Source organism: Polaribacter sp. OB-PA-B3 (assembly GCF_054589375.1).
On the sequence record NZ_BAAIIX010000007.1, the window covers coordinates 1 to 20123 of the forward strand.

Sequence of the window (20123 nt, forward strand, 5' to 3'; positions counted from 1 at the left end):
GTTGGCGAAGAGAACACTAGTTCTGAGACTAGCGGACATAATTATCAAGGTTATGTAGGTGGTTACTCTACAATTAACCTTTCTATGGCTGTAGCTAGTTTAGGTAAACCTGCTGTTGGAGCATTTAGTATTACATTAGAGGCTGAAAATGCGACAACTAACGGTTCTTCAATTATAGATCAAGAAAAAGAACTTGTAAGGCTAAATACAAATATTGAATTTTTAGAATTTAATAGAATTACAAGAGCAACAGATATCATTAATATTAATTATAAATCAACAAGTGGTAAAAGATTAGTTTATCTTAAAGATAATATAGAAATTACTACTTATGATTTACCTGCAACATCTGGTTATGAAACATTTACCATTAATGATTGTGTTATTGTGGGGTCTACTATAAGATTTGAATCGATTGATAATAATATAATAGATATTAACTCTATAGAGATGAGTGACGATGATGGAGATGTTTCTTGTGCGCCTTCTACCGGAACAGATAGTAGTTTGTTTAAAACTCCTGGAACTTACATTCCTATCGGTCAAGGATTCTTTATTGGAGGTGATTCTGACGGTGGACCAATCGTATTTAACAACAGTCAAAGACAGTATGTTACAGAAGATAGTGGGAATGCTGTATTCTTTAAATCTGCAAGAAAAAAGGTTGTAGAACAAGATAACGGAGACTTTAATACATTGCCTTTGTTGAAAATAGGAATGGACTTTGTTAGCGAAGATAGAGAGCCCTTACACAGACAAATTGGTGTGTCATTTAGCCCAAACAATACTTTTGAATATGAAAAAGGTTTTGATAGCCCAATTAACGATTTAGGTGTAACTGACGTATACTGGAAATTTGAAAATAGTGATAACAAATATGTAATTGCAGGAATTCAAAGTGTTTCAAATTCTTTAGAGATTCCTTTTGAAATAGTAATGGATTATAAAGGTGCTGTTATTTTAAATTTAGATGATATCAAAAAGGTAAACAATACCATTTTTGTAAAAGATAAATTGACTAACAAAACATACAACATTACAAATAATGAAGTTGTTTTACAATTAGATAAAGGAGAGCATTTAGATAGATTCTCGATTGTATTTAGTCAAGATACTGTATTAAGTATCGATGATACAAACCTAGAGAATCCTATTAATGATTTAATATCTACGTTCTTAGATAAAACTACTAACGAATTAGTAATTGATAATAAAAACAATTTAAACATCGAAAATGTAGTATTATTTAACCTTTTAGGTCAAAAAACAAACAGCTGGAACATTGATTCTTCTGATAGTGAAAACAGACTTAAAGTTAAGAATCTAGCGAATGGAGTATATATTGTAAACATTAAAACTGAAAAAGGTATTATCAGTAAAAAGGTTTTGTTTAACAAATAGTTATAGAATACATAAAAACAAAAAAGCCCAAACTTTTAAAAGTTTGGGCTTTTTTTATTCTTAAAAATATTATTTCATCAAATGCTTTCTTACTAATGTAGAAATAATTTTACCATCTGCTTGACCTGCTAATTCTTCTTGCATAACCGCCATAACTTTTCCCATATCTTGCATCCCAGAGGCGTTTAAATCATCTATAGTAGCAATAACTACTCCTTCAATTTCTTCTTCAGATAAAGCTTCAGGTAAAAACTGTTCTAATACTGCTAATTCAGCAAGTTCTGGTGCTGCCAAATCTTCTCTACCTTGTTTCACGAAAATAGCAGCACTATCTTTGCGCTGTTTTACTTGCTTCTGAATAATTTTTATTTCTTGTTCTTCTGATAATTCTTCTTGAACACCAGATTCTGTTTTTGCTAATAAAAATGCAGATTTAACCGCTCTTAAAGCTTGTAAAGCAACAGTGTCTTTTGCTTTCATAGCTTCTTTCATTTTATTCATTACTTCTTTTTGCAAACTCATATTTACATTATTAAATTATTATTTTTTTGTCTTTTTTAAATATAAAACTTTTTTGTTATAGTCTATAAACGCTTTTCCTTTCTGTAAAATATCCGCACCTATAATACCATCAACTTCATCAGCATTATGCTGTTTTAGAGCTGTGTTAACATGTGATAAATCGAATAAAACAAGATGTAATTGATTCGTTTGCCAGCTACCTACTTTTAAGTTGTTATTTTCTGATAATTGCGTTTCCATATCAATGGCACCAGCACCTGCGGCTTTAGTTTCACTTTCTTCTGCTATTAAATTAAAATGAGATATCGCGTTTAAACCAACACAAGAATTAGATGCTCCTGTATCCAATATAAAGCGGCCTTTAACACCATTTATTTTAGCTTTTAATTCTAAGTGATTAGTAGCTAAGGTTTTCAATTTAACCTTTATATATTTCTTTTTTTTTAGTATTTTTTCTAAACTCTTCATAAAATAATATCAGAAATCAAAAATACGATTTAAAACAATTATAAAATTAATCCATTAAAATTTCTTTCATTTTGTCTTTATAAATATCAGTATCTTTAATGTTATGGTGCGTTCCACCATCAATAATAAAATAACTATTCTGCTTAGATTTATTTAAATTGATTAACTCAATTGACTCTTTATAAAAAGTAGTAAGATCTTTATTACCATGAAACATTATTATTGGTGATTTAACATTTACAATGTCTGTATCTGTTCTAAATTTATATTTAACTAAAAAACGCGGTATAAATTTAGAATAATAGTATACTGCTTTACCTAAATTAAAAAATGGAGCTTCTAAAATTAAAGCTTTCGGATTATAATGTCTAGCTATATGAGTTGCAAAGGTTCCTCCTAAAGAAAAACCGTATACAACTATATGTTTTTCTATAAACTGATTTTGTAAATGATTATAAACACAAAGGGCATCTTTATACATTCCGTTTTCATTAAAATCACCAGTGCTTTTACCGTAACCTCTATAATCAAAAACTAAAACTTCATAATTGTAATCTAGAAAAAATTGCACTCTTTCTCCCCAAATTAATAAATTACCCTTGTTTCCGTGACAAAATAAGATTACACCTTTTGGTTTTTTTAATTTAAAATGAACTGCATTAATTTCACTGCTATAAGGTGTTTTAATAAAAATTTCTTCAAAATAATTTTTAAATTGAAAATTATAATTCCTATCTAATTTATTACCATTCTTAAATATAAATTTTTCTTGATAAAAATATAAAAAGATGAAATAACAAATAATCAATAATGGTAATGAAAAATACAGTAAAATCATAAATAGAAAATAGTTTTTACAAAATTAAGGCAATAAAAAAACCGATACAATTTGTATCGGTTTTTTGGATTTCTATATTGAAGTCTATCCACCAAAATCGTCAAAACGAATATTTTCATCTGCAAGACCAAAATCTTCTCCCATTTTCTGAACTGCTTTGTTCATTAATGGAGGTCCACAGAAATATAATTCTAAATCTTCTGGAGCTTCATGATGATTTAAATAATTATCAATAACACAATTATGTATAAATCCTACAAAACCATCTCCAGATTCATCATTAATATCTTTTTTAATTTTCCAATTATCCGACTCTAAAGGGTCTGATAAAGCAATATAAAATTTAAAGTTTGGAAAATCTTTTTCAAGAGCTCTAAAGTGATCAATATAAAATAGTTCTGCCTTAGAACGACCACCATACCAATATGTTACTTTTCTACCTGTTTTTAAAGTTCTAAATAGATGATACAAATGAGAACGCATTGGCGCCATACCTGCTCCACCACCTACATATAACATTTCTGCATCAGATTCGTTAATAAAAAATTCTCCATAAGGTCCAGAAATAACACATTTATCTCCTTTCTTTAAATTGAAAATATATGATGATGCAACTCCCGGATTTACATCCATCCATCCACCTTTAGCTCTATCGAAAGGAGGTGTTGCAATACGTACATTTAACATAATTTCTCTACCTTCTGCAGGGTAAGAAGCCATAGAATATGCTCTTTCTACAGTTTCTGTGTTTTTCATAACCAAAGGACGTAATTTAAACTTATCCCATTCAGCTTCAAACATATCTGGTCTTGGATGCTCTTCTGGGTGTGCTGTAATATCCATATCAGAATAATTTACTTCACAAGGTGGAATCTCTATTTGAATATATCCTCCTGCTTTGTAATCCATATCCTCTGGAATCTCTACTACAAATTCTTTAATAAAGGATGCCACATTATAATTCCTTACAACCACTGCGTCCCATTTCTTGATTCCGAAAATTTCCTCCGGAATAGAAATATTCATGTCTTGTTTCACTTTAACTTGACAAGCTAAACGAGCACCTTCTTTTAATTCTTTTCTAGAAAAATGAGGCAACTCTGTTGGTAAAGCTTCTCCACCACCAGAATTCACATGACATTCACACTGAATACATGTTCCACCACCACCACAAGCAGATGGTAAAAAGATTTTGTTACTACCTAATGTAGATAATAAAGAATCTCCAGATGCTACTTCAATTTCTCTCTCGCCATTGATCATAATCTTTACAGGACCTGATGGCGATAATTTTTGTTTTACAAATAGTAATAATGCTACTAATACCAGTGTTAATAGTAAAAAAGCTGCTACTGTTGCAATTATGGTTCCTGTTGTACCTGCTGCTAATATCATGCTACTATTGGTTTATATTTGTATTTTCAGCTACAATTTCTTTAGCCTCTTTAATTTTCTCTTCTTTTTGCACTTTAGCCTCTTCTACTGGCTCTCCTTCTTTCTTCTCATCACCACCAGTTAACATTCCTCCGAAACTCATAAATCCAATTGCCATTAAACCAGTAATTATAAATGTAATTCCTAATCCTCTTAAAGCAGGTGGTACACTAGAGTATCTAATTTTTTCACGAATTGCAGCAATAGCTAAAATTGCTAAAAACCAACCAATTCCTGAACCTACACCATAAGTTAACGCTAAACCTAACGTAGGAATCTCTCTAGATTGCATAAATAAACTTCCTCCTAAGATTGCACAGTTTACAGCAATTAATGGTAAGAAAATACCTAATGAGTTGTATAATGATGGTGAAAATTTTTCAACAATAATTTCTACCAATTGTACCATTGTTGCAATTGTTGCAATAAACATAATAAAAGATAAGAAACTTAAGTCGTAAGCTGCATATTCTGGACCTAACCATACTAATGCTCCTTCTTTTAAAATATATTGATCTAGTAACCAGTTTAAAGGTACAGTTACTGCAAGTACAAAAATTACTGCAGCACCAAGACCAACTGCTGTGGCTACTTTTTTAGATACAGCCAGGTAAGAACACATTCCTAAGAATGTTGCAAATACCATGTTGTCTATAAATATCGATTTGAAAAATAATTCTATATGTTCCATATTCTATATTATTTAAACGCTTAGCGCCTAGTTTTCTTCTATTAATGATTTATTTTTAGAACGCTGTATCCAGATAATAATACCTACAACAATTAATGCCATTGGTGATAATAGCATAAAACCATTATTTTCATAACCAATTGCATACAATCCTGTTTTCTCTATTGGATCTCCTAAAACTTTAAATCCTAACAAAGTACCAGAACCTAATAATTCTCTAAAGAAACCAACAATTATTAATATTACACCGTAACCAACTGCATTTCCAATACCGTCTAAGAAAGACCTCCATGGGCCATTACCTAAAGCGAAAGCTTCAAAACGTCCCATAATAATACAGTTTGTAATAATCAATCCAACAAATACAGATAATGTTTTACTTAGTTCGTAAGCAAAAGCTTTTAAAACTAAATCTACTATAATTACAAGGGTTGCAACTACAATTAATTGAACAATAATTCTAATTTTTGATGGTATAATGTTTCTCATTAAAGAGATCACTACGTTTCCTAAACCTAATACAAACATTACAGAAATTGCCATTACAATAGATGCTTTTAACTCTGCTGTAATTGCTAATGCAGAACAAATACCTAATACTTGTATAGTAATTGGGTTATTATCTGCTAATGGGTCTGTAAGTAATACTGCGTCTTTTTTTGATAAAAGTCCCATAAATTATTTTTTTAAGTTTTTGAAATAAGGCACATAAAGTGCTAAATCTTTCTTTATCATAGCAGAAATACCATCACCAGTAATTGTTGCACCAGCAATTGCATCTACTTCATAATCTGTTTTGTCTTCGTTTTTTGGATCGTTGTTTCCTTTGGCAACAGTAATACCTTTAAAAGCTCCAGACTCTGTCATTAAATGCTCGCCAATAAAGTCGTCCATAAAATAACGCTGTTTGATATTTGCTCCTAAACCAGGTGTTTCTCCTTTATGATCAAAATAAGCACCTTGAACTATCATGTTTTCATCCATAGAAACATAACCCCAAATAGCATCCCATAAACCTTTTCCTCTAATAGGAGCCACGTAGTATGTTTTACCATCTTTTTCTCCAACAAACAAAGGTAACTTTCTTACTTTACCTGCCTTAGCGTTTGCTTGTTGCTTTTTAACATCAATTAAATAGGCATCATCACTTTCAGAAACCTTGTCTCCTTCGATTACGATTTGTTTTTTAATGTATTTAGAAAACTCTTCTCCTGCGATCGATGTAGATACAAAGTTTGCACTAGATTCATCATTTTCGTTAACACCCATAGCATACAAAATATTTTGTTGCTTTTCTATTCTTTCGTTTTCTTTGATTGTAGGCTTTAAAGACGATGCTAAAAAGGCTAACAAAGAACCAACAATTAATACCATTACTACGGCAAAAACCATTGTATAACCATTACTATCTGTTCTCTTACTCATAATTAGGCAGTTTTAACTTTAGTACGTTTTAATCTTCTTTTTACGTTTCCTTGAACCACATAATGGTCTATTGTTGGAGCAAATACATTCATTAATAAGATTGCTAAGAATACTCCTTCTGGGTAAGCTGGGTTAAATACACGAATCATAATTGAAATAAAACCAATTAAGAAACCATAAATCCATTTACCTTTATTTGTTTGCGATGCAGTTACAGGATCTGTTGCCATAAATACAGCTCCAAATGCTAAACCACCAATCATTAAGTGTTCCCACCAAACAGTATTCATTAATCCGTAGAATTTACTAGAATCTGTAATAATTTCTGCTGCAACGATTTGATTAAAAATTAATCCCATTACTGCTGCTCCTATAAAAGTAGAAACTATAATTCTCCAGCTTCCTATTTTAGTAAAAATTAAAAAAGCTGCTCCTAAAAGGATTAATAATGTTGATGTTTCTCCTACAGAACCAGGAATAAACCCTGCAAACTTGTCCCAAGTAGAGTAAATTACTTCTTGATTTTGTGCGTAACTACCTAAAATAGTTTCTCCAGAAATTGCATCTGCAGTACCTACTCTATTAACTGCATCATGAACCCAAACTTTATCTCCAGACATCCAAGTAGGATATGCAAAGAATAAGAATGCTCTAATAGTTAAAGCTGGATTTAAGATATTCATACCTGTACCTCCAAAAACTTCTTTACCAATTACTACACCAAAGACAACAGCAACTGCTAACATCCATAAAGGCGTGTCAATTGGCACAATTAATGGCACCAACATACCAGTTACTAAGTATCCTTCTTCTACTTCATGACCTTTAATTACAGCAAAAATAAATTCTACTAATAGACCAACTCCGTAAGAAACGATTACTAATGGTAATACTTTAATAATACCTATCCATAGATTATCCCAAGTTAAAAAAGAACCTAACACAGTAAATTCTGATGTAATACCTTGAGCTCTTTCTATTGCTGCATAATGCTGATAACCTGCATTGAACATTCCGAAAAGCAAACATGGTATTAAAGACATAATTACAATATTCATTGTACGCTTTAAATCATCTGCTGCTTTAATATGAGTTCCTCCGTGAGTAACCTCATTTGGTAAATATAAAAAGGTATGGATTGCGTTAAACGCAGGAGCCATTTTTGTTCCTTTATATTTTACTTTTAAATTATGTAAGTTTTGTTTTAAGCTCATAACCTTATCCTAATTCTTCTCTCATTAAATCTAAACCTTCACGAATTATCTTCTGATGCGGCTGTTTAGATACACAAATAAATTCTGTTAGTGCAAAATCTTCTGGCGCTACTTCGTAACCTCCTAAAGCTTCCATTTCATCTAAATCTTTATACATAAATGCTTTTAATAATTGCATTGGATAAATATCTAAAGGAAAAACTTGCTCATAAGAACCTGTAACTACAAAGGCTCTGTGCTCACCGTTAGTATTGGTGTTAAGATCGTATTTTTTCTTAGGGTTTAACCAAGAAAAAGTTAATGCTCTAGAAGTAGATATTTTGTTGAAAATTGGCTTATTCCATCCAAAAAACTCATAATCATCTCCTTCTGGAATTGCAGTAACTTGATTGTCATAATATCCTAAAAACTCATCTAATTTTACTTCTTTCCCCGTAAGTACGTTTCCAGAAATAATCCTAGTATTATCGTTTTCTATATTGTTAGCTACTAAATCTGCTATAGATGCACCAGCGATTGCTGTTACATATTGAGGTTTGCTAAATTTAGAACCTGTTAAAGCAACTGTTCTTGCTAAGTTTAACTTTCCTGTTAAGAATAACTCACCAATAATCACTAAATCTTGAGGCGTAATAACCCAAACAACTTCACCTTTGTTAATAGGATCTATTTTTGCAATTTGAGTACCTACATTACCAGATGGATGAGGCCCTGAAACCTTATGCAACTCTACACCTGTTAATTTTGATAAAGGAGAAACTGAATTAGCACCAACAGATACATGAACTTTACCAGTTGTTAATTTTGAAACTGCAGTTATAGCTGCTTGTAATTCTGCTTCTTTACCAGCAAGAGTGTAATCTAAATCTGCTGCTAAAGGCGCACTTGCATAAGCAGAAACAAATATGGCTTTTGGTGCTTGGTTAGGATTTGCAACAATATCATAAGGACGTTGTTTTACAAATGGCCAACAACCAGAGGCAAATAAATAATCTTTTACTTCATCTGCAGACATATTGCCTGCGTCTTTAGCACCAAATTCTTTATATACTTGTGTAGCATCTGCAGCAATCTTAACTGCTAAAACTTTTCTTCTTGCTCCACGTACAACCTCTACTACTTTACCAGAAACCGGACTAGGAAATAAAATGCGTTCGTCACTTTTTGAATAAAAAAGTGATTCTCCTGCTTTTACCTCCGCACCTTCTTTGGCAGTAAGTTTTGGTATTATTCCGTGAAAATCTTCTGGCTTAACTGCATAAACACTACTTTGAGAAACCTTAGTAGTATTTTTTTCTGCAACGCCAACAAGCTTAATATCTAAGCCTTTTTTAATACGAATGTCTTTTGACATAGTAAATTGGAATGTTTAGTTATCTAAAAAAATCAAGCAAAAATAAAGATTTTGACGATGAAGATTCACATAAAAACGGCTTAATCTTGGCTAAATATTCTTATTTATATTTATTCTAAATAATTTTATTTCTGAAAACGTTGTAGTTTTTTTCTTAAAAATAGAAACATCACAATTAAAATGATTATTTGGGTAATTATTCTTATTAATTTTGCAATTTTAATAAAAAAGGTATAGTCTTTGCACTTAATTTTAATACAAAAAAAATAGTATTTTTGAAAACCTATGGCAAACCTAGTTCTTAAGAAATTAACCTTTATATTTTTATTTTTTTATACGTGTTTCTATGCGCAAAACATTAAAACTGTGCAATTAAGACCGTTGCAAGAAAATAATTTTGTTGCAATTGTACCTCTGGGCACTACTCTAGAACTTTCTTTTGATGATTTAGACGCAGACAGCAAAGAATATCAATATAAAATAGAACGTAAAACACATGATTGGAAAAAAAGCCGACTACTTTCTAGCCAATTTATTAACGGATTTGACCAAAATACAATTATAGACGTAACTAATTCCTTTAATACTTTACAGAATTACACGCATTATAAAGTGCAAATACCCAACGCAAATACAACAATAACAAAAAGTGGCAATTACTTAATATCAGTTTTAAACACCTATGATGAAGTTGTATTTTCTAGAAGATTTGTATTGTACGAAGACAAAGCAGTTGTACCAGTTTCTGTTGTTAGAAGCAGAAATACAAAGACGTTAAACACACAGCAAACTGTTCAATTTTCAGTAAATTATAAAGGATTGAGAGTTAACAATCCTAATCAAGAAATTAATGTTACTATTTTAAAAAATAACAATTGGAAAGAAACAATTAGCAATTTAACACCAACTTTTTTTAAGCCAAATCAATTATTATACACGTATACAAACAAAACAAATTTTTGGGGCGGAAATGAATACCTAAACTTCGACAGTAAATTAATAAGAAACACAAGTTTAAATATTGTAAAAGTATTAAGAGAAGACATTTACCATCACTACGTTTATCCTTTTACTTATAATAAATATAGACAATACAGCTACAATCCAGATATTAATGGCCAATTTCTAGTAAGAAATTTAGAAGTAAATAACAGCAATACAGAAGCCGATTATGCTTTGATGCACTTTACATTAGAAGTAGAAGAAATGTTTAAAGAAAAGGAACTTTACATTTATGGCGCTTTTAATAACTTTACTATTTCTGATGAAAACAGAATGTATTTCGACCCAAAAACAAACACCTATAAAGCAAATATTCTATTAAAACAAGGTTTTTATAACTATACGTTTGCATCTGTAGGTAAAGATAACATTCTAAATACCAATGAAATTAACGGTAGTTTTTTTGAAACAGAAAATGAATACACCGTCTTAGTTTATTACAAACCCGTTGGCAGTTTATATGATAGAGTTATTGGCGTTGGTAAAGGCTACTTTAATCAAAATAACTAATTTGTGAATTGATTTGTAAAAACAAATCAAAAAAACTACTTTTACTATGTATGATAGAATTAGTAACAAAAGGCATTAAAATTTCTGTAAAAACAAACTACAATGGTTCTAGCTATAGAAACAATAAGGTTTATCATGTTTTTTCTTACACCATATCGATTAAAAACCAAAGTGAAAACACGGTAAAATTAACAGATCGATTTTGGAAAATTTTTGATTCACAAAATCAAACTCAAATTGTTAGCGGAGAAGGTGTTGTTGGACAAACTCCAATTTTAGAACCAAACGATCATTATACCTATAAATCTGGTTGTTTTTTAGAATCTAATATTGGTGCAATGAAAGGTTTTTACACCATGATTAACTTAGAAACCTACGAGCAATTTAAAGTGTTTATTCCAACTTTTCAACTAACAACTACAGCTTTATCAAACTAACTAAAAAAAAGAATAAAATAGCAAAAATTCAAGATCCTGCTTGTTTAAATTGCGGGCATCCATTTAGCGGTCACGAAAAATTTTGTCCAGAATGCGGACAAGAAAATAAAGGAGATAAAATAACCTTTGTTAATTTTATTTACGAAATGTTTAATGGCATTTTTAATTTTGATGCCAAATTCTGGAAAACCTTAATTCCGCTACTTACAAACCCAGGTAAAGTTTCTAAAGACTACAAAGAAGGTAAAAGAAGTAGATATTCTAATCCTTTTAGATTTTACATAACAGTTTCTATAATTTCATTTTTAATTTTAGGATTAAAAATAAATTACAAGAAATACCAAGCTTTAGTTAAAGCTGATGTAAAAAAAGAATTAAGTATTAACGAAAAAATAAACAACACAACCAAAATAGATAAAGATTCTATAACTAAAATTGTAGAAAAAGAATTAGATAAATCTATTATTCCGATTTCAAAAAAGCAAAAAAAAGAAATTCTTGAAGACATAGAGAAAGAGGAAAATGACACTATAAAAAAGAAAAAAACAACAAAAAGAAACTTTAGTTTTGGAAATGGAACTAGAATAGAAAAATTTTCGAAATTTCAAAAAAAGCACCCAAAAACAGATGTAAATGATGCGCTAGATTCTCTAAAATATAATAAAAACTTTAAAAATAGATTTTTATATCAAAGAGTAAAAGTGATGAATAAAGTAATGGATGACAATGATAGTTATGATAAATTTGTTAACGAATCTCTATCTTACACCTCTATTTCTTTATTTATTTTCCTGCCGCTATTTACACTCTTTTTAAAACTATTATATGTTAGAAGAAAATATACATACGTAGACCATTTAATATTTGTGTTTCATACACAAACTGTCTTTTTTATGCTGCTAACAATCGTATACATTTTAAGCTTTTTTATAAAGGTAGAAAATGCTTCTATTTTTATACTAATATTTTTAACTTACTTGTTTTTAGCAATGAAAAAGTTTTACACCCAAGGCTACATCAAAACATTCTTTAAATTTCTACTATTGAATTTTGTTTACGTGATTATGGCACTTTTTGGTGTAATTTTAGTTGCTTTAATCTCTTTTGCAATTTATTAATTTACAAAATCTAAATACAACATATTTACAGAAGAACTTTCTTTTTTTACTGAAGTTACACTTACTGTTTCAACAATATCACGTTTCATTTTTAAAGACATATCTGCAGTACCTATAGTTTCATTTTGATGAAATTGAAGAATATTATCCTGTTCAAATTCAGTATTTATAGTTAACCATTTAGAAAACCAAATTTGTCTTTGGGTTTTCATTTCATTGGTATACAATGTTGAAGAAGACCAAATTTTAGGTTCTTGTTTTAATTCTGTAAAATGTTTTTGTTCACCATCCCAAACCAATTCAAAAGTTTTTAAACTGTTTTCCCAATCTACAAGAATCAATGTAAAAGGTTCAATTCCTTCAAAATTAAATTCATTAATAAAAGAAACAGCATTAGCCTCTGTTAATATTTTTTTTACGATTACACCTCTACTCATCTTATAAGAATCTTTTCTTTTATGAATTGTAAAACCACCATTTAACAAACAAACCAATCGTTTTTTATCACTTAAACCAATCCATGTTCCGCCAGCAACTTCATCTTTAGGATAGGTTAAAACCACACCATCTTCTAAATAATCTTTAGGAGGCAATGTTTTTCTTAAAGGAGTTTCGTCTCTATTAGATGTTAAAATAAAATCGTTATTACCTAAAGGAAGATAGGTTACTGTACACATACTATAATCTAAATTTAATTATTAAAATTTTTACATTAATCATTAAAAGTTAAATTATCCTCAATAAAAGAGATTAAAAATCGACTTAATTTATTGAAACAAAAATTGTAACTTTGAAACTCAAAATTAGTAGATTAAAACTTAAAATCATACAATATGGCAAGAGGATTTTTTAATGTTCCAAAAGCAGTAAACGAACCAGTAAAAGGCTATGCACCAGGTTCTCCTGAAAGAGAAGAATTATTAGCAACTTACAAAACCATGTTTAACGACAATATTGATGTGCCAATGCATATTAATGGAGAAGAAGTTAGAACTGGTAACACGAAAAACATTACACCTCCGCATGACCACAAACATGTAGTTGGTCAATATCATACAGCAGACAAATCTCATGTAGAATCTGCTATTTCTACAGCTTTAGCTGCAAGAGAAGCTTGGTCTTCTGTTTCTTGGATGGAAAGAGCTTCTATTTTCTTAAAGGCTGCTGAATTATTAGCTGGTCCTTACAGAGCAAAAATGAATGCCGCAACAATGATTGCACAATCTAAAAATGTACATCAAGCAGAAATTGATGCAGCATGTGAAATGATAGATTTCTTTAGATTTAATGTAGAATACATGACTGATATTTTTAAAGATCAGCCGGCATCTGCACCAGGAATCTGGAACAGAGTAGAATACAGACCATTAGAAGGTTTTGTATATGCAATTTCTCCTTTTAATTTTACTTCTATTGCTGCTAACTTACCAGCATCTGCTGCCTTAATGGGTAATGTTGTTGTTTGGAAACCTTCTGATCACCAAGCATACTCTGCACAAGTAATTGTAGATTTATTTAAAGAAGCTGGTTTACCAGATGGAGTAATAAATGTTGTTTATGGTGACCCTGTTATGATTTCTGATACAGTTTTAGAATCTCCAGATTTTTCTGGATTACATTTTACAGGTTCTACTTTTGTTTTTAAAGAACTATGGAAACAAATTGGTACAAACATTCATACTTACAAAACCTATCCAAGAATTGTAGGTGAAACTGGTGGTAAAGATTTTATTTGGGCACATAATTCTGCAAATCCGTTACAAATTGCAACCGCAATTACAAGAGGTGCATTTGAATATCAAGGTCAGAAATGTTCTGCAGCATCACGTGCTTACATTCCTACTTCTATTTGGGGCGATGTTAAAAAACACTTAGAAGCACAAATTTCTGAGTTAAAAATGGGAACTCCAGAAGACCCAAGTAACTTTGTAAATGCTGTTATACATGAAGGTTCTTTCGATAAGATTGCAAAATATATAGATATTGCAAAAGAAGATAAAGATGCAGAAGTAATTATTGGTGGTAACTACGATAAATCTGTTGGATACTTTATAGAACCAACTGTTATATTAGCTAAATCACCAACATTTGCAACTATGACTACAGAGCTTTTTGGACCTGTAATGACAATTTATTTATACGAAGATGCTGAATGGGAAGCTTCTTTAAAATTAGTTGACGAATCTACAGAATACGCTTTAACTGGTGCAATTTTATCTACAGATAGATATATTGTAGAAAAAGCATCGAAAGCTTTAGAAAACGCTGCAGGTAACTTCTATATTAACGACAAACCAACAGGTGCTGTTGTAGGACAACAACCATTTGGAGGAGCAAGAGCTTCTGGAACAAATGACAAAGCTGGTTCTGCTCAGAACTTATTACGTTGGACTTCTGTTAGATTGATAAAAGAAACATTTGTTACACCTACAGATTACAAATACCCTTTCCTAGGATAATATATTTTAATTACAAAAAAAAGCCTCATCAAATTGATGAGGCTTTTTTTTATATTTTTTAATTAATTCACTGAAAAAGTGGCAATTTGACCAATCGAAGTTGCACCCGAATTATCTGTAACATTCACTCTCCATGAATATTTTTTACCAGAAGCTACAGAAACTTCATACATTTTTTCTGAGAGAGATGAAGCAACAGAAGCAATTACATCATCTTCACCAAAAAAGACTTCGTAGGTTAAAGTATCATCTGTATTAATATCCGAAGCATCCCAAGTTAAACTTATATTACCTGCATTTACAGTTGCATTATCTGTCGGTGTTTTTAAATCGGCCATAAAAGGAGCATAATTAGTTATGCCATCGCCCTTGGTAAAAAAAGCAAAAACTTCTGATTTACTAGATAAGTTATTGGTAACATCAATAGCATTTACTTGCCAATAAAAAGCTGTTGCCTTTTCTAAAGTTATCGTTGCCCCGGTATTAGAAAGCGTTCTATTTTCTATTACTTCTACTAGTTGTCTATCTTTAGCAATTATTAAATTGTATTCTAAATCGTCATTGTCTGGATCTATAGCTGCGCTCCAATTAAATGCAATCGTATTATCTATACATAACAAATCTTTTGACGGAAATGTTAACTGCACAATACTTGGCGCTTGATTAGCTGGTTGTTTTTTAGAACACCTTACCAAAAAAAAGCTAACTGTACATACACAAAAAATAATTATCGCTTTTCTCATTCTTTTAATAATTTAATAGGTTTCGCATCTATTGATAACTTTAAAATATAGACTCCTTTAGCATAATTTTTAAACGGAATCGTTACAGCATTATCTTGCACTTTTTCTATATTCTTATAAATCATCTTTCCTTTTACATCAAAAATTAAAACCTCTATTTCGTTTTTTTCAATACCTAACGGAAGTAATAACTCTACAGCATCAATAACTGGATTTTTTAACAATAAAACATCTTCTATAGTTGTTTTAAAAACGCCTTCACATTCTTTAGCCGTTTTTATCTCTAGCTTACCACCTTCTTTAAATTCAACTTCAAAATTAGAATCATTAGAAACCCTAACAAGTTTGTCATTTAAAAACACATTGTAAGGTGCCGTACCCTTAGCAACATTAAAAGTATATTTTCTCAATCCGTTTTTTGCAGTTGCTTTTAAAGAAATTTGTTGTGCCGCAATAATTTCTACTTCGAAACATTGTGTGTATTCTAGCTCTTCTGTTTCTACGCATACAGTATAAGTTCCAGGATTTAAGTTTTCAAAAACTGTTGATGAACCAATAATTTGAGAAGTTAAAACTGTTGAACCACCTGTAACAACCACATTGTAATTAAAAGATTGTTGTTTAACATCTACTTTAATAATTCCGTCATTTTCACCTACACAAGTTTCTGACGTAGTTTGTACAGAAATATTACTTGTATCTATTGCTGGTTCTGTTACAGTTACAGAATAATCTTCTACTTCTCCCCATTCTGTTTTTTGATCTGCATCACATGGTCCGTCTCCAAATCCATCATCAGGATCATCGTACTCTATCAAAACTCGCATCGTTGTTTTTCCAAACTTGGCATCAGAAGGAACATTTATGGTAAACGTTGCTGTAGAAATATCTTCTAATTTTGTACCTAAATCGTATCTTTCTGTTTCTTTATCAAAAACAAAATCTCTATTCCAATCGATAAAAACATAACAGTGATCTTGAAAACCTGCTGTATCAAAAGTTACTGTAATTGTATAGGTTTCATTTCTAAAAACATTGGTATTTATAGAAGTAAAGTCCTGGTAACCATCAACAGTATCGTTACCAGAAGTATTGTTTATAGAGTTAAAAGTTACGTTTGTAATATGCTCTGAACCACCTGCCTCATCTGTATATGTAGCTGCACAATATTCTGGTGTTTCTGTGGTAAAACTAAAAGAGTTAGAAAACACACCTTCGTTACAATTGTTTACACCTTTAACTCTCCAATAATATTTTGTATTAGGATTTAAATTATTGACTTGATAATTATTGATATTTGAAGTTCCTGAAGAAACTATATCTGTAAAATTAACATTAGATGAAACCTCTACATTATAAGAACTTGCATTCACATCTTCTTGCCAAGTTAAGATTTCTATTAATGAAACTTCTGTTGCCTGATTTGCTGGTGTTAACAAAGTAGTTACAGCCAAATTAGCATCGGTGATATTTAAATTTAATTTTATTGTTTGATTTACGCTTGTGCTGTTTGCCACAACATTTATTTCATAATCTCCTGCTGCAATACCGTCTAAATTAGACACAGATAATGTTACATTACCATCGGTATTTACAGAAGTAGGATTAAAATTAACTACAGAACCAGAAGGATTACCAGTTGCTGCAAATGTTACATTTTCTGCATAACCATTGATAAAATCTAGATTCAAAATATAATCTACTGTTTGATTTCCGGTATTACAAGCAGACAATTCTCCGCTAGTATTTGTTATCAGAAAAGAAGGCGTTGTAGATTCTATTTCGAAATTTACTGAGTTTACATTATAAAATATATTATCTACAGCTTCTACCAATATTCTTGCTTGTGTTGTAACATTGTTAGGTACAGAAATTTCTTCTGAGCCATCATTAGCTGTATTGGATGCCAAAATTACCGGAAATGTTAATCCGCCATCTAGTGACAATCTTATATTAACGTTGGTACAATTTATGGGTGCAACATCTGTTGTGCTTTTATTCCAAGTAATTGTTTGAGAACTTCCAGCATCCCAAACAGTTGCTGTGTTTTGCGAAGTGACAGTAAAAGCCTCTACATCTTCTACAGTTACAACCATATCATCTCTAGAAGTTCCGCCACCGGTATTGTTATTATCTCTAACCAATAAAGAAAAATTCATTTCTCTTGCTACGCTTGGTAAAACTTCCCAGGTAGAAGAAACACTACCAGAAATAACTGTTGCTAAAGCAGGCATGTATCTATCCGAAGAAACCTTAGAAGGTAAAGACCTAAACATAGGACCTACATTATTTGTACTATTTGGAGGCATTGCACCAACCTCGTTATCTGTTTGTTCCCAATTATAAGTTAAAGATGAAACGCCGTCTGCATCTGTAGCATTACCTCTTAATACAAAAGGTGTAGATTTAGGAATACTGTAATCTAAACCTGCACTGGCAACTGGCGCACTATTATTATTACTTGTTAAAGTTGCACAACTTGCTGTAGAAGCAATTACATTTTGCATTTGCTTTATACTAACTGCATGAAAATAATCATCACTTTGTCCTTGAACATTTGGTGCACAAATACCGGCATAACCCATAATTGTAGAAGCACTTCCTGGTTCTACGGCAGTTGTATTTGTTCTTTGGCAATCGTTATTTTGCGTATGTGTTGCACCAAATTGATGCCCCATTTCATGAGCCACAAAATCGATATCATAAGGATCTCCGATAGGCGAACTTCTACCTGTAACTCCTTTTGCTTTCTGGCCAGAAACACAAACAACCCCCAAACCTGCTAAACCATCTCCGCCAATACTAAAAATATGTCCAATATCGTAATTTGCAGTTCCAATATTATCGTCTGCAATTCTTTGTACTTCATCAATCATTTCATCTGGATCACCGTCGGTAATACCATCTGTATCTGCATCTAAGAAAATTACTTCGTCGTTATTTGCAACAATAACCATTTTAACTGCTAAATCTTTTTCGAACAAACCATTAACTCTCGTCATAGATGTGTTCATTGCAGATAAAACTGCTGCTTTTTTTTCTGAATCTGATACAGCTGAAGAAATACCTTGATTATTTAAGTGAAACTGCGCATATTCTCCGCTACAAACCAAAGCCAATCTAAAAGTTCTTAAATTACCATCATTTAAAGATTTGGCAGCGATGTCTGGCACGTTATGTTTACTTGCAACTTCTTCTACATCACATTTAAAGTGATGATCTTCTTCTTTTAAATCTGATGTTTTATAAACAATATATTCTTTATTATCTTTTGAATATGGATCTACGTATACCGTTTTACCATTTGTAGAAAATATTACTGCATGAAACCCATCTAAACCAACACTTACTTTGGCAAAAGAAGTTGGGTTTGTGATACCGATTGCTGTATAAGATTTTATTGAAGGGAATTTTTCTGCTAAACCTTTTTCAAAATTTGAAGATTCTTTTAATTTAAAAAGTTCTAAATCTCCCTCGGAATTAGGCAGTTTTATTGTTTTGAAAGCTGTCTTAGTTTTCGATATTAAATTTGTTTTAACCTGATTTACATCTAAATGATATATAGAATATTTGTCTGGAAAATTTTTGAATTTTCTTAACGATTTCTTCTGAAAAGTACTATTGTTCCTATCTATTTTTTGCCATATTTCTTGGCCGTGAACACCAAACGAGAAGCATATTAGAAAAACAGTAATTAATAATTTATTTAGATTTATTACCATAACATTATTTTAAAGATTAGGGGTTTCCAAATATAAGGAAATATTTATCTTTGTAGTCGATAATATGAACAGAAACATACTACTTAAAGACTTAAAAGTCAAAGACTATAAAGAAACTTGGGATTATCAAACTAAACTTTTACAAGATATTGTAGATGTTAAAATTGCCAATCGAAGAGAAAACCTGAATCAAATTACAGAAAATCACCTACTTTTTGTAGAACATCCGCATGTTTATACATTAGGTAAAAGTGGTGATTTAAGTAATTTATTATTAAACGAGAAACAATTAGAAGAAAAAGGAGCCACGTTCTATAAAATAAATCGTGGTGGAGATATTACATACCACGGACCAGGCCAAATTGTAGGGTATCCTATTTTAGATTTAGAGAATTTTTTTACAGATATTCATAAATATCTGCGTCTTTTAGAGGAGAGTATTATCTTAACAATTGCAGAATATGGTTTGAAAGGTGAAAGAAGTGATGGCGAAACCGGAGTTTGGCTTGATGTAGGAACACCTTTTGCTCGTAAAATTTGTGCTATGGGAATTCGATCTTCTCGTTGGGTTACCATGCATGGTTTTGCTTTAAATGTAAACACTAATTTAGGTTATTTTGATAATATTATTCCGTGTGGAATTAGAGGAAAAGCAGTTGCCTCTATGGAAGCAGAATTGGGTAAAAAACTAGACTTAGAAGAAGTAAAATCTAAAATTTTAAAACATTTTAAAAACCTTTTTGAGGTAAATGAATTTTTAACCTCAGATTAATTCTGTTAAAAAA

18 protein-coding genes are annotated in these 20123 nt (G+C 30.9%); 6 read left to right on the plus strand and 12 right to left on the minus strand.

Going from position 1 to position 20123, the window contains the following annotated elements; genetic code table 11:
- Positions 1 to 1401: T9SS type A sorting domain-containing protein (locus tag ACYPV9_RS12200; RefSeq protein WP_459744102.1), on the plus strand; the 1401-nt coding region annotated here is incomplete at its 5' end.
- Between the two features lie 69 nt (positions 1402 to 1470).
- Here the strand turns inward: ACYPV9_RS12200 and ACYPV9_RS12205 are convergent.
- The 9 genes from ACYPV9_RS12205 to ACYPV9_RS12245 form a co-directional block, all read right to left on the minus strand.
- A complete protein-coding gene (locus tag ACYPV9_RS12205; protein ID WP_299063530.1) occupies positions 1471 to 1923 on the minus strand; it encodes a GatB/YqeY domain-containing protein in 453 nt (150 codons plus the stop codon).
- A gap of 18 nt (positions 1924 to 1941) precedes the next feature.
- A complete protein-coding gene (locus ACYPV9_RS12210; protein WP_299063528.1) occupies positions 1942 to 2391 on the minus strand; it encodes a retropepsin-like aspartic protease in 450 nt (149 codons plus the stop codon).
- Positions 2392 to 2437: 46 nt separating this feature from the next.
- Positions 2438 to 3229 (minus strand): alpha/beta hydrolase, encoded by a 792-nt coding sequence (locus tag ACYPV9_RS12215; RefSeq protein ID WP_459744106.1) that lies wholly within the window; start codon positions 3227 to 3229, stop codon positions 2438 to 2440.
- An 84-nt stretch (positions 3230 to 3313) separates the two neighbouring features.
- Positions 3314 to 4624, minus strand: coding sequence for an NADH:ubiquinone reductase (Na(+)-transporting) subunit F (gene nqrF / locus ACYPV9_RS12220; protein ID WP_299063524.1), 1311 nt, complete (start codon positions 4622 to 4624; stop codon positions 3314 to 3316).
- Between the two features lie 4 nt (positions 4625 to 4628).
- Complete coding sequence (gene nqrE, locus ACYPV9_RS12225) at positions 4629 to 5354, minus strand: NADH:ubiquinone reductase (Na(+)-transporting) subunit E (RefSeq protein WP_077811033.1); 726 nt, start codon at positions 5352 to 5354, stop codon at positions 4629 to 4631.
- A 27-nt stretch (positions 5355 to 5381) separates the two neighbouring features.
- Positions 5382 to 6029, minus strand: coding sequence for an NADH:ubiquinone reductase (Na(+)-transporting) subunit D (locus tag ACYPV9_RS12230; protein WP_299063521.1), 648 nt, complete (start codon positions 6027 to 6029; stop codon positions 5382 to 5384).
- 3 nt (positions 6030 to 6032) lie between these two features.
- Positions 6033 to 6779 (minus strand): Na(+)-translocating NADH-quinone reductase subunit C, encoded by a 747-nt coding sequence (locus ACYPV9_RS12235; protein WP_077811031.1) that lies wholly within the window; start codon positions 6777 to 6779, stop codon positions 6033 to 6035.
- A gap of 2 nt (positions 6780 to 6781) precedes the next feature.
- Entirely contained in the window at positions 6782 to 7993 is a 1212-nt protein-coding gene (locus ACYPV9_RS12240; RefSeq protein ID WP_459744110.1) for an NADH:ubiquinone reductase (Na(+)-transporting) subunit B, read from the minus strand.
- Positions 7994 to 7997: 4 nt separating this feature from the next.
- On the minus strand, positions 7998 to 9347 hold the full coding sequence (locus ACYPV9_RS12245; RefSeq protein WP_459744112.1) for a Na(+)-translocating NADH-quinone reductase subunit A: 1350 nt from the start codon (positions 9345 to 9347) through the stop codon (positions 7998 to 8000).
- A 285-nt stretch (positions 9348 to 9632) separates the two neighbouring features.
- Between ACYPV9_RS12245 and ACYPV9_RS12250 the strand changes: the two genes are divergently transcribed.
- The 3 genes from ACYPV9_RS12250 (at position 9633) to ACYPV9_RS12260 (ending at position 12414) form a co-directional block, all read left to right on the plus strand.
- Entirely contained in the window at positions 9633 to 10859 is a 1227-nt protein-coding gene (locus ACYPV9_RS12250) for a type IX secretion system plug protein (RefSeq protein WP_459744114.1), read from the plus strand.
- A 50-nt stretch (positions 10860 to 10909) separates the two neighbouring features.
- Positions 10910 to 11296, plus strand: a complete 387-nt coding sequence (gene apaG, locus ACYPV9_RS12255) for a Co2+/Mg2+ efflux protein ApaG (RefSeq protein ID WP_299063511.1) — start codon at positions 10910 to 10912, stop codon at positions 11294 to 11296.
- A 146-nt stretch (positions 11297 to 11442) separates the two neighbouring features.
- A complete protein-coding gene (locus ACYPV9_RS12260; protein ID WP_299063508.1) occupies positions 11443 to 12414 on the plus strand; it encodes a DUF3667 domain-containing protein in 972 nt (323 codons plus the stop codon).
- Here ACYPV9_RS12260 and ACYPV9_RS12265 read toward each other — a convergent pair.
- Positions 12411 to 13091, minus strand: a complete 681-nt coding sequence (locus ACYPV9_RS12265; protein WP_299063503.1) for an NRDE family protein — start codon at positions 13089 to 13091, stop codon at positions 12411 to 12413. The two genes, ACYPV9_RS12260 and ACYPV9_RS12265, sit on opposite strands and share 4 nt — an antisense overlap.
- Positions 13092 to 13247: 156 nt before the next feature.
- Here ACYPV9_RS12265 and pruA point away from each other — a divergent pair, with 156 nt between their 5' ends.
- Entirely contained in the window at positions 13248 to 14873 is a 1626-nt protein-coding gene (pruA, locus tag ACYPV9_RS12270; RefSeq protein ID WP_459744118.1) for an L-glutamate gamma-semialdehyde dehydrogenase, read from the plus strand.
- A gap of 62 nt (positions 14874 to 14935) precedes the next feature.
- Here the strand turns inward: pruA and ACYPV9_RS12275 are convergent, their stop codons facing one another.
- Both ACYPV9_RS12275 and ACYPV9_RS12280 read right to left on the minus strand, forming a co-directional pair.
- Positions 14936 to 15616: a hypothetical protein gene (locus tag ACYPV9_RS12275; RefSeq protein ID WP_459744120.1), complete on the minus strand. Its 681-nt coding sequence runs from the start codon at positions 15614 to 15616 to the stop codon at positions 14936 to 14938.
- Positions 15613 to 19338: a reprolysin-like metallopeptidase gene (locus tag ACYPV9_RS12280; RefSeq protein ID WP_459744122.1), complete on the minus strand. Its 3726-nt coding sequence runs from the start codon at positions 19336 to 19338 to the stop codon at positions 15613 to 15615. The genes ACYPV9_RS12275 and ACYPV9_RS12280 overlap by 4 nt, the downstream gene beginning before the upstream one ends.
- A gap of 64 nt (positions 19339 to 19402) precedes the next feature.
- Between ACYPV9_RS12280 and lipB the strand changes: the two genes are divergently transcribed.
- Positions 19403 to 20110 carry a lipoyl(octanoyl) transferase LipB gene (gene lipB, locus ACYPV9_RS12285; protein ID WP_299063491.1) on the plus strand — a complete coding sequence of 236 codons (708 nt, stop codon included), beginning with the start codon at positions 19403 to 19405 and terminating at the stop codon, positions 20108 to 20110.
- Positions 20111 to 20123: the final 13 nt, after the last annotated feature.

Excerpts from the sequence above, each read along its gene's own strand:
- apaG (WP_299063511.1), top strand. The coding sequence starts at position 10,910 with ATGATAGAATTAGTAACAAAAGGCATTAAAATTTCTGTAAAAACAAAC.
- ACYPV9_RS12250 (WP_459744114.1), top strand. The coding sequence starts at position 9,633 with ATGGCAAACCTAGTTCTTAAGAAATTAACCTTTATATTTTTATTTTTT.
- ACYPV9_RS12230 (WP_299063521.1), bottom strand. The coding sequence starts at position 6,029 with ATGGGACTTTTATCAAAAAAAGACGCAGTATTACTTACAGACCCATTA.
- ACYPV9_RS12280 (WP_459744122.1), bottom strand. The coding sequence starts at position 19,338 with ATGGTAATAAATCTAAATAAATTATTAATTACTGTTTTTCTAATATGC.
- ACYPV9_RS12235 (WP_077811031.1), bottom strand. The coding sequence starts at position 6,779 with ATGAGTAAGAGAACAGATAGTAATGGTTATACAATGGTTTTTGCCGTA.
- pruA (WP_459744118.1), top strand. The coding sequence starts at position 13,248 with ATGGCAAGAGGATTTTTTAATGTTCCAAAAGCAGTAAACGAACCAGTA.
- ACYPV9_RS12245 (WP_459744112.1), bottom strand. The coding sequence starts at position 9,347 with ATGTCAAAAGACATTCGTATTAAAAAAGGCTTAGATATTAAGCTTGTT.
- ACYPV9_RS12210 (WP_299063528.1), bottom strand. The coding sequence starts at position 2,391 with ATGAAGAGTTTAGAAAAAATACTAAAAAAAAAGAAATATATAAAGGTT.
- ACYPV9_RS12205 (WP_299063530.1), bottom strand. The coding sequence starts at position 1,923 with ATGAGTTTGCAAAAAGAAGTAATGAATAAAATGAAAGAAGCTATGAAA.
- ACYPV9_RS12260 (WP_299063508.1), top strand. The coding sequence starts at position 11,443 with ATGTTTAATGGCATTTTTAATTTTGATGCCAAATTCTGGAAAACCTTA.
- nqrF (WP_299063524.1), bottom strand. The coding sequence starts at position 4,624 with ATGATATTAGCAGCAGGTACAACAGGAACCATAATTGCAACAGTAGCA.
- ACYPV9_RS12275 (WP_459744120.1), bottom strand. The coding sequence starts at position 15,616 with ATGAGAAAAGCGATAATTATTTTTTGTGTATGTACAGTTAGCTTTTTT.
- ACYPV9_RS12215 (WP_459744106.1), bottom strand. The coding sequence starts at position 3,229 with ATGATTTTACTGTATTTTTCATTACCATTATTGATTATTTGTTATTTC.
- ACYPV9_RS12265 (WP_299063503.1), bottom strand. The coding sequence starts at position 13,091 with ATGTGTACAGTAACCTATCTTCCTTTAGGTAATAACGATTTTATTTTA.
- nqrE (WP_077811033.1), bottom strand. The coding sequence starts at position 5,354 with ATGGAACATATAGAATTATTTTTCAAATCGATATTTATAGACAACATG.
- lipB (WP_299063491.1), top strand. The coding sequence starts at position 19,403 with ATGAACAGAAACATACTACTTAAAGACTTAAAAGTCAAAGACTATAAA.
- ACYPV9_RS12240 (WP_459744110.1), bottom strand. The coding sequence starts at position 7,993 with ATGAGCTTAAAACAAAACTTACATAATTTAAAAGTAAAATATAAAGGA.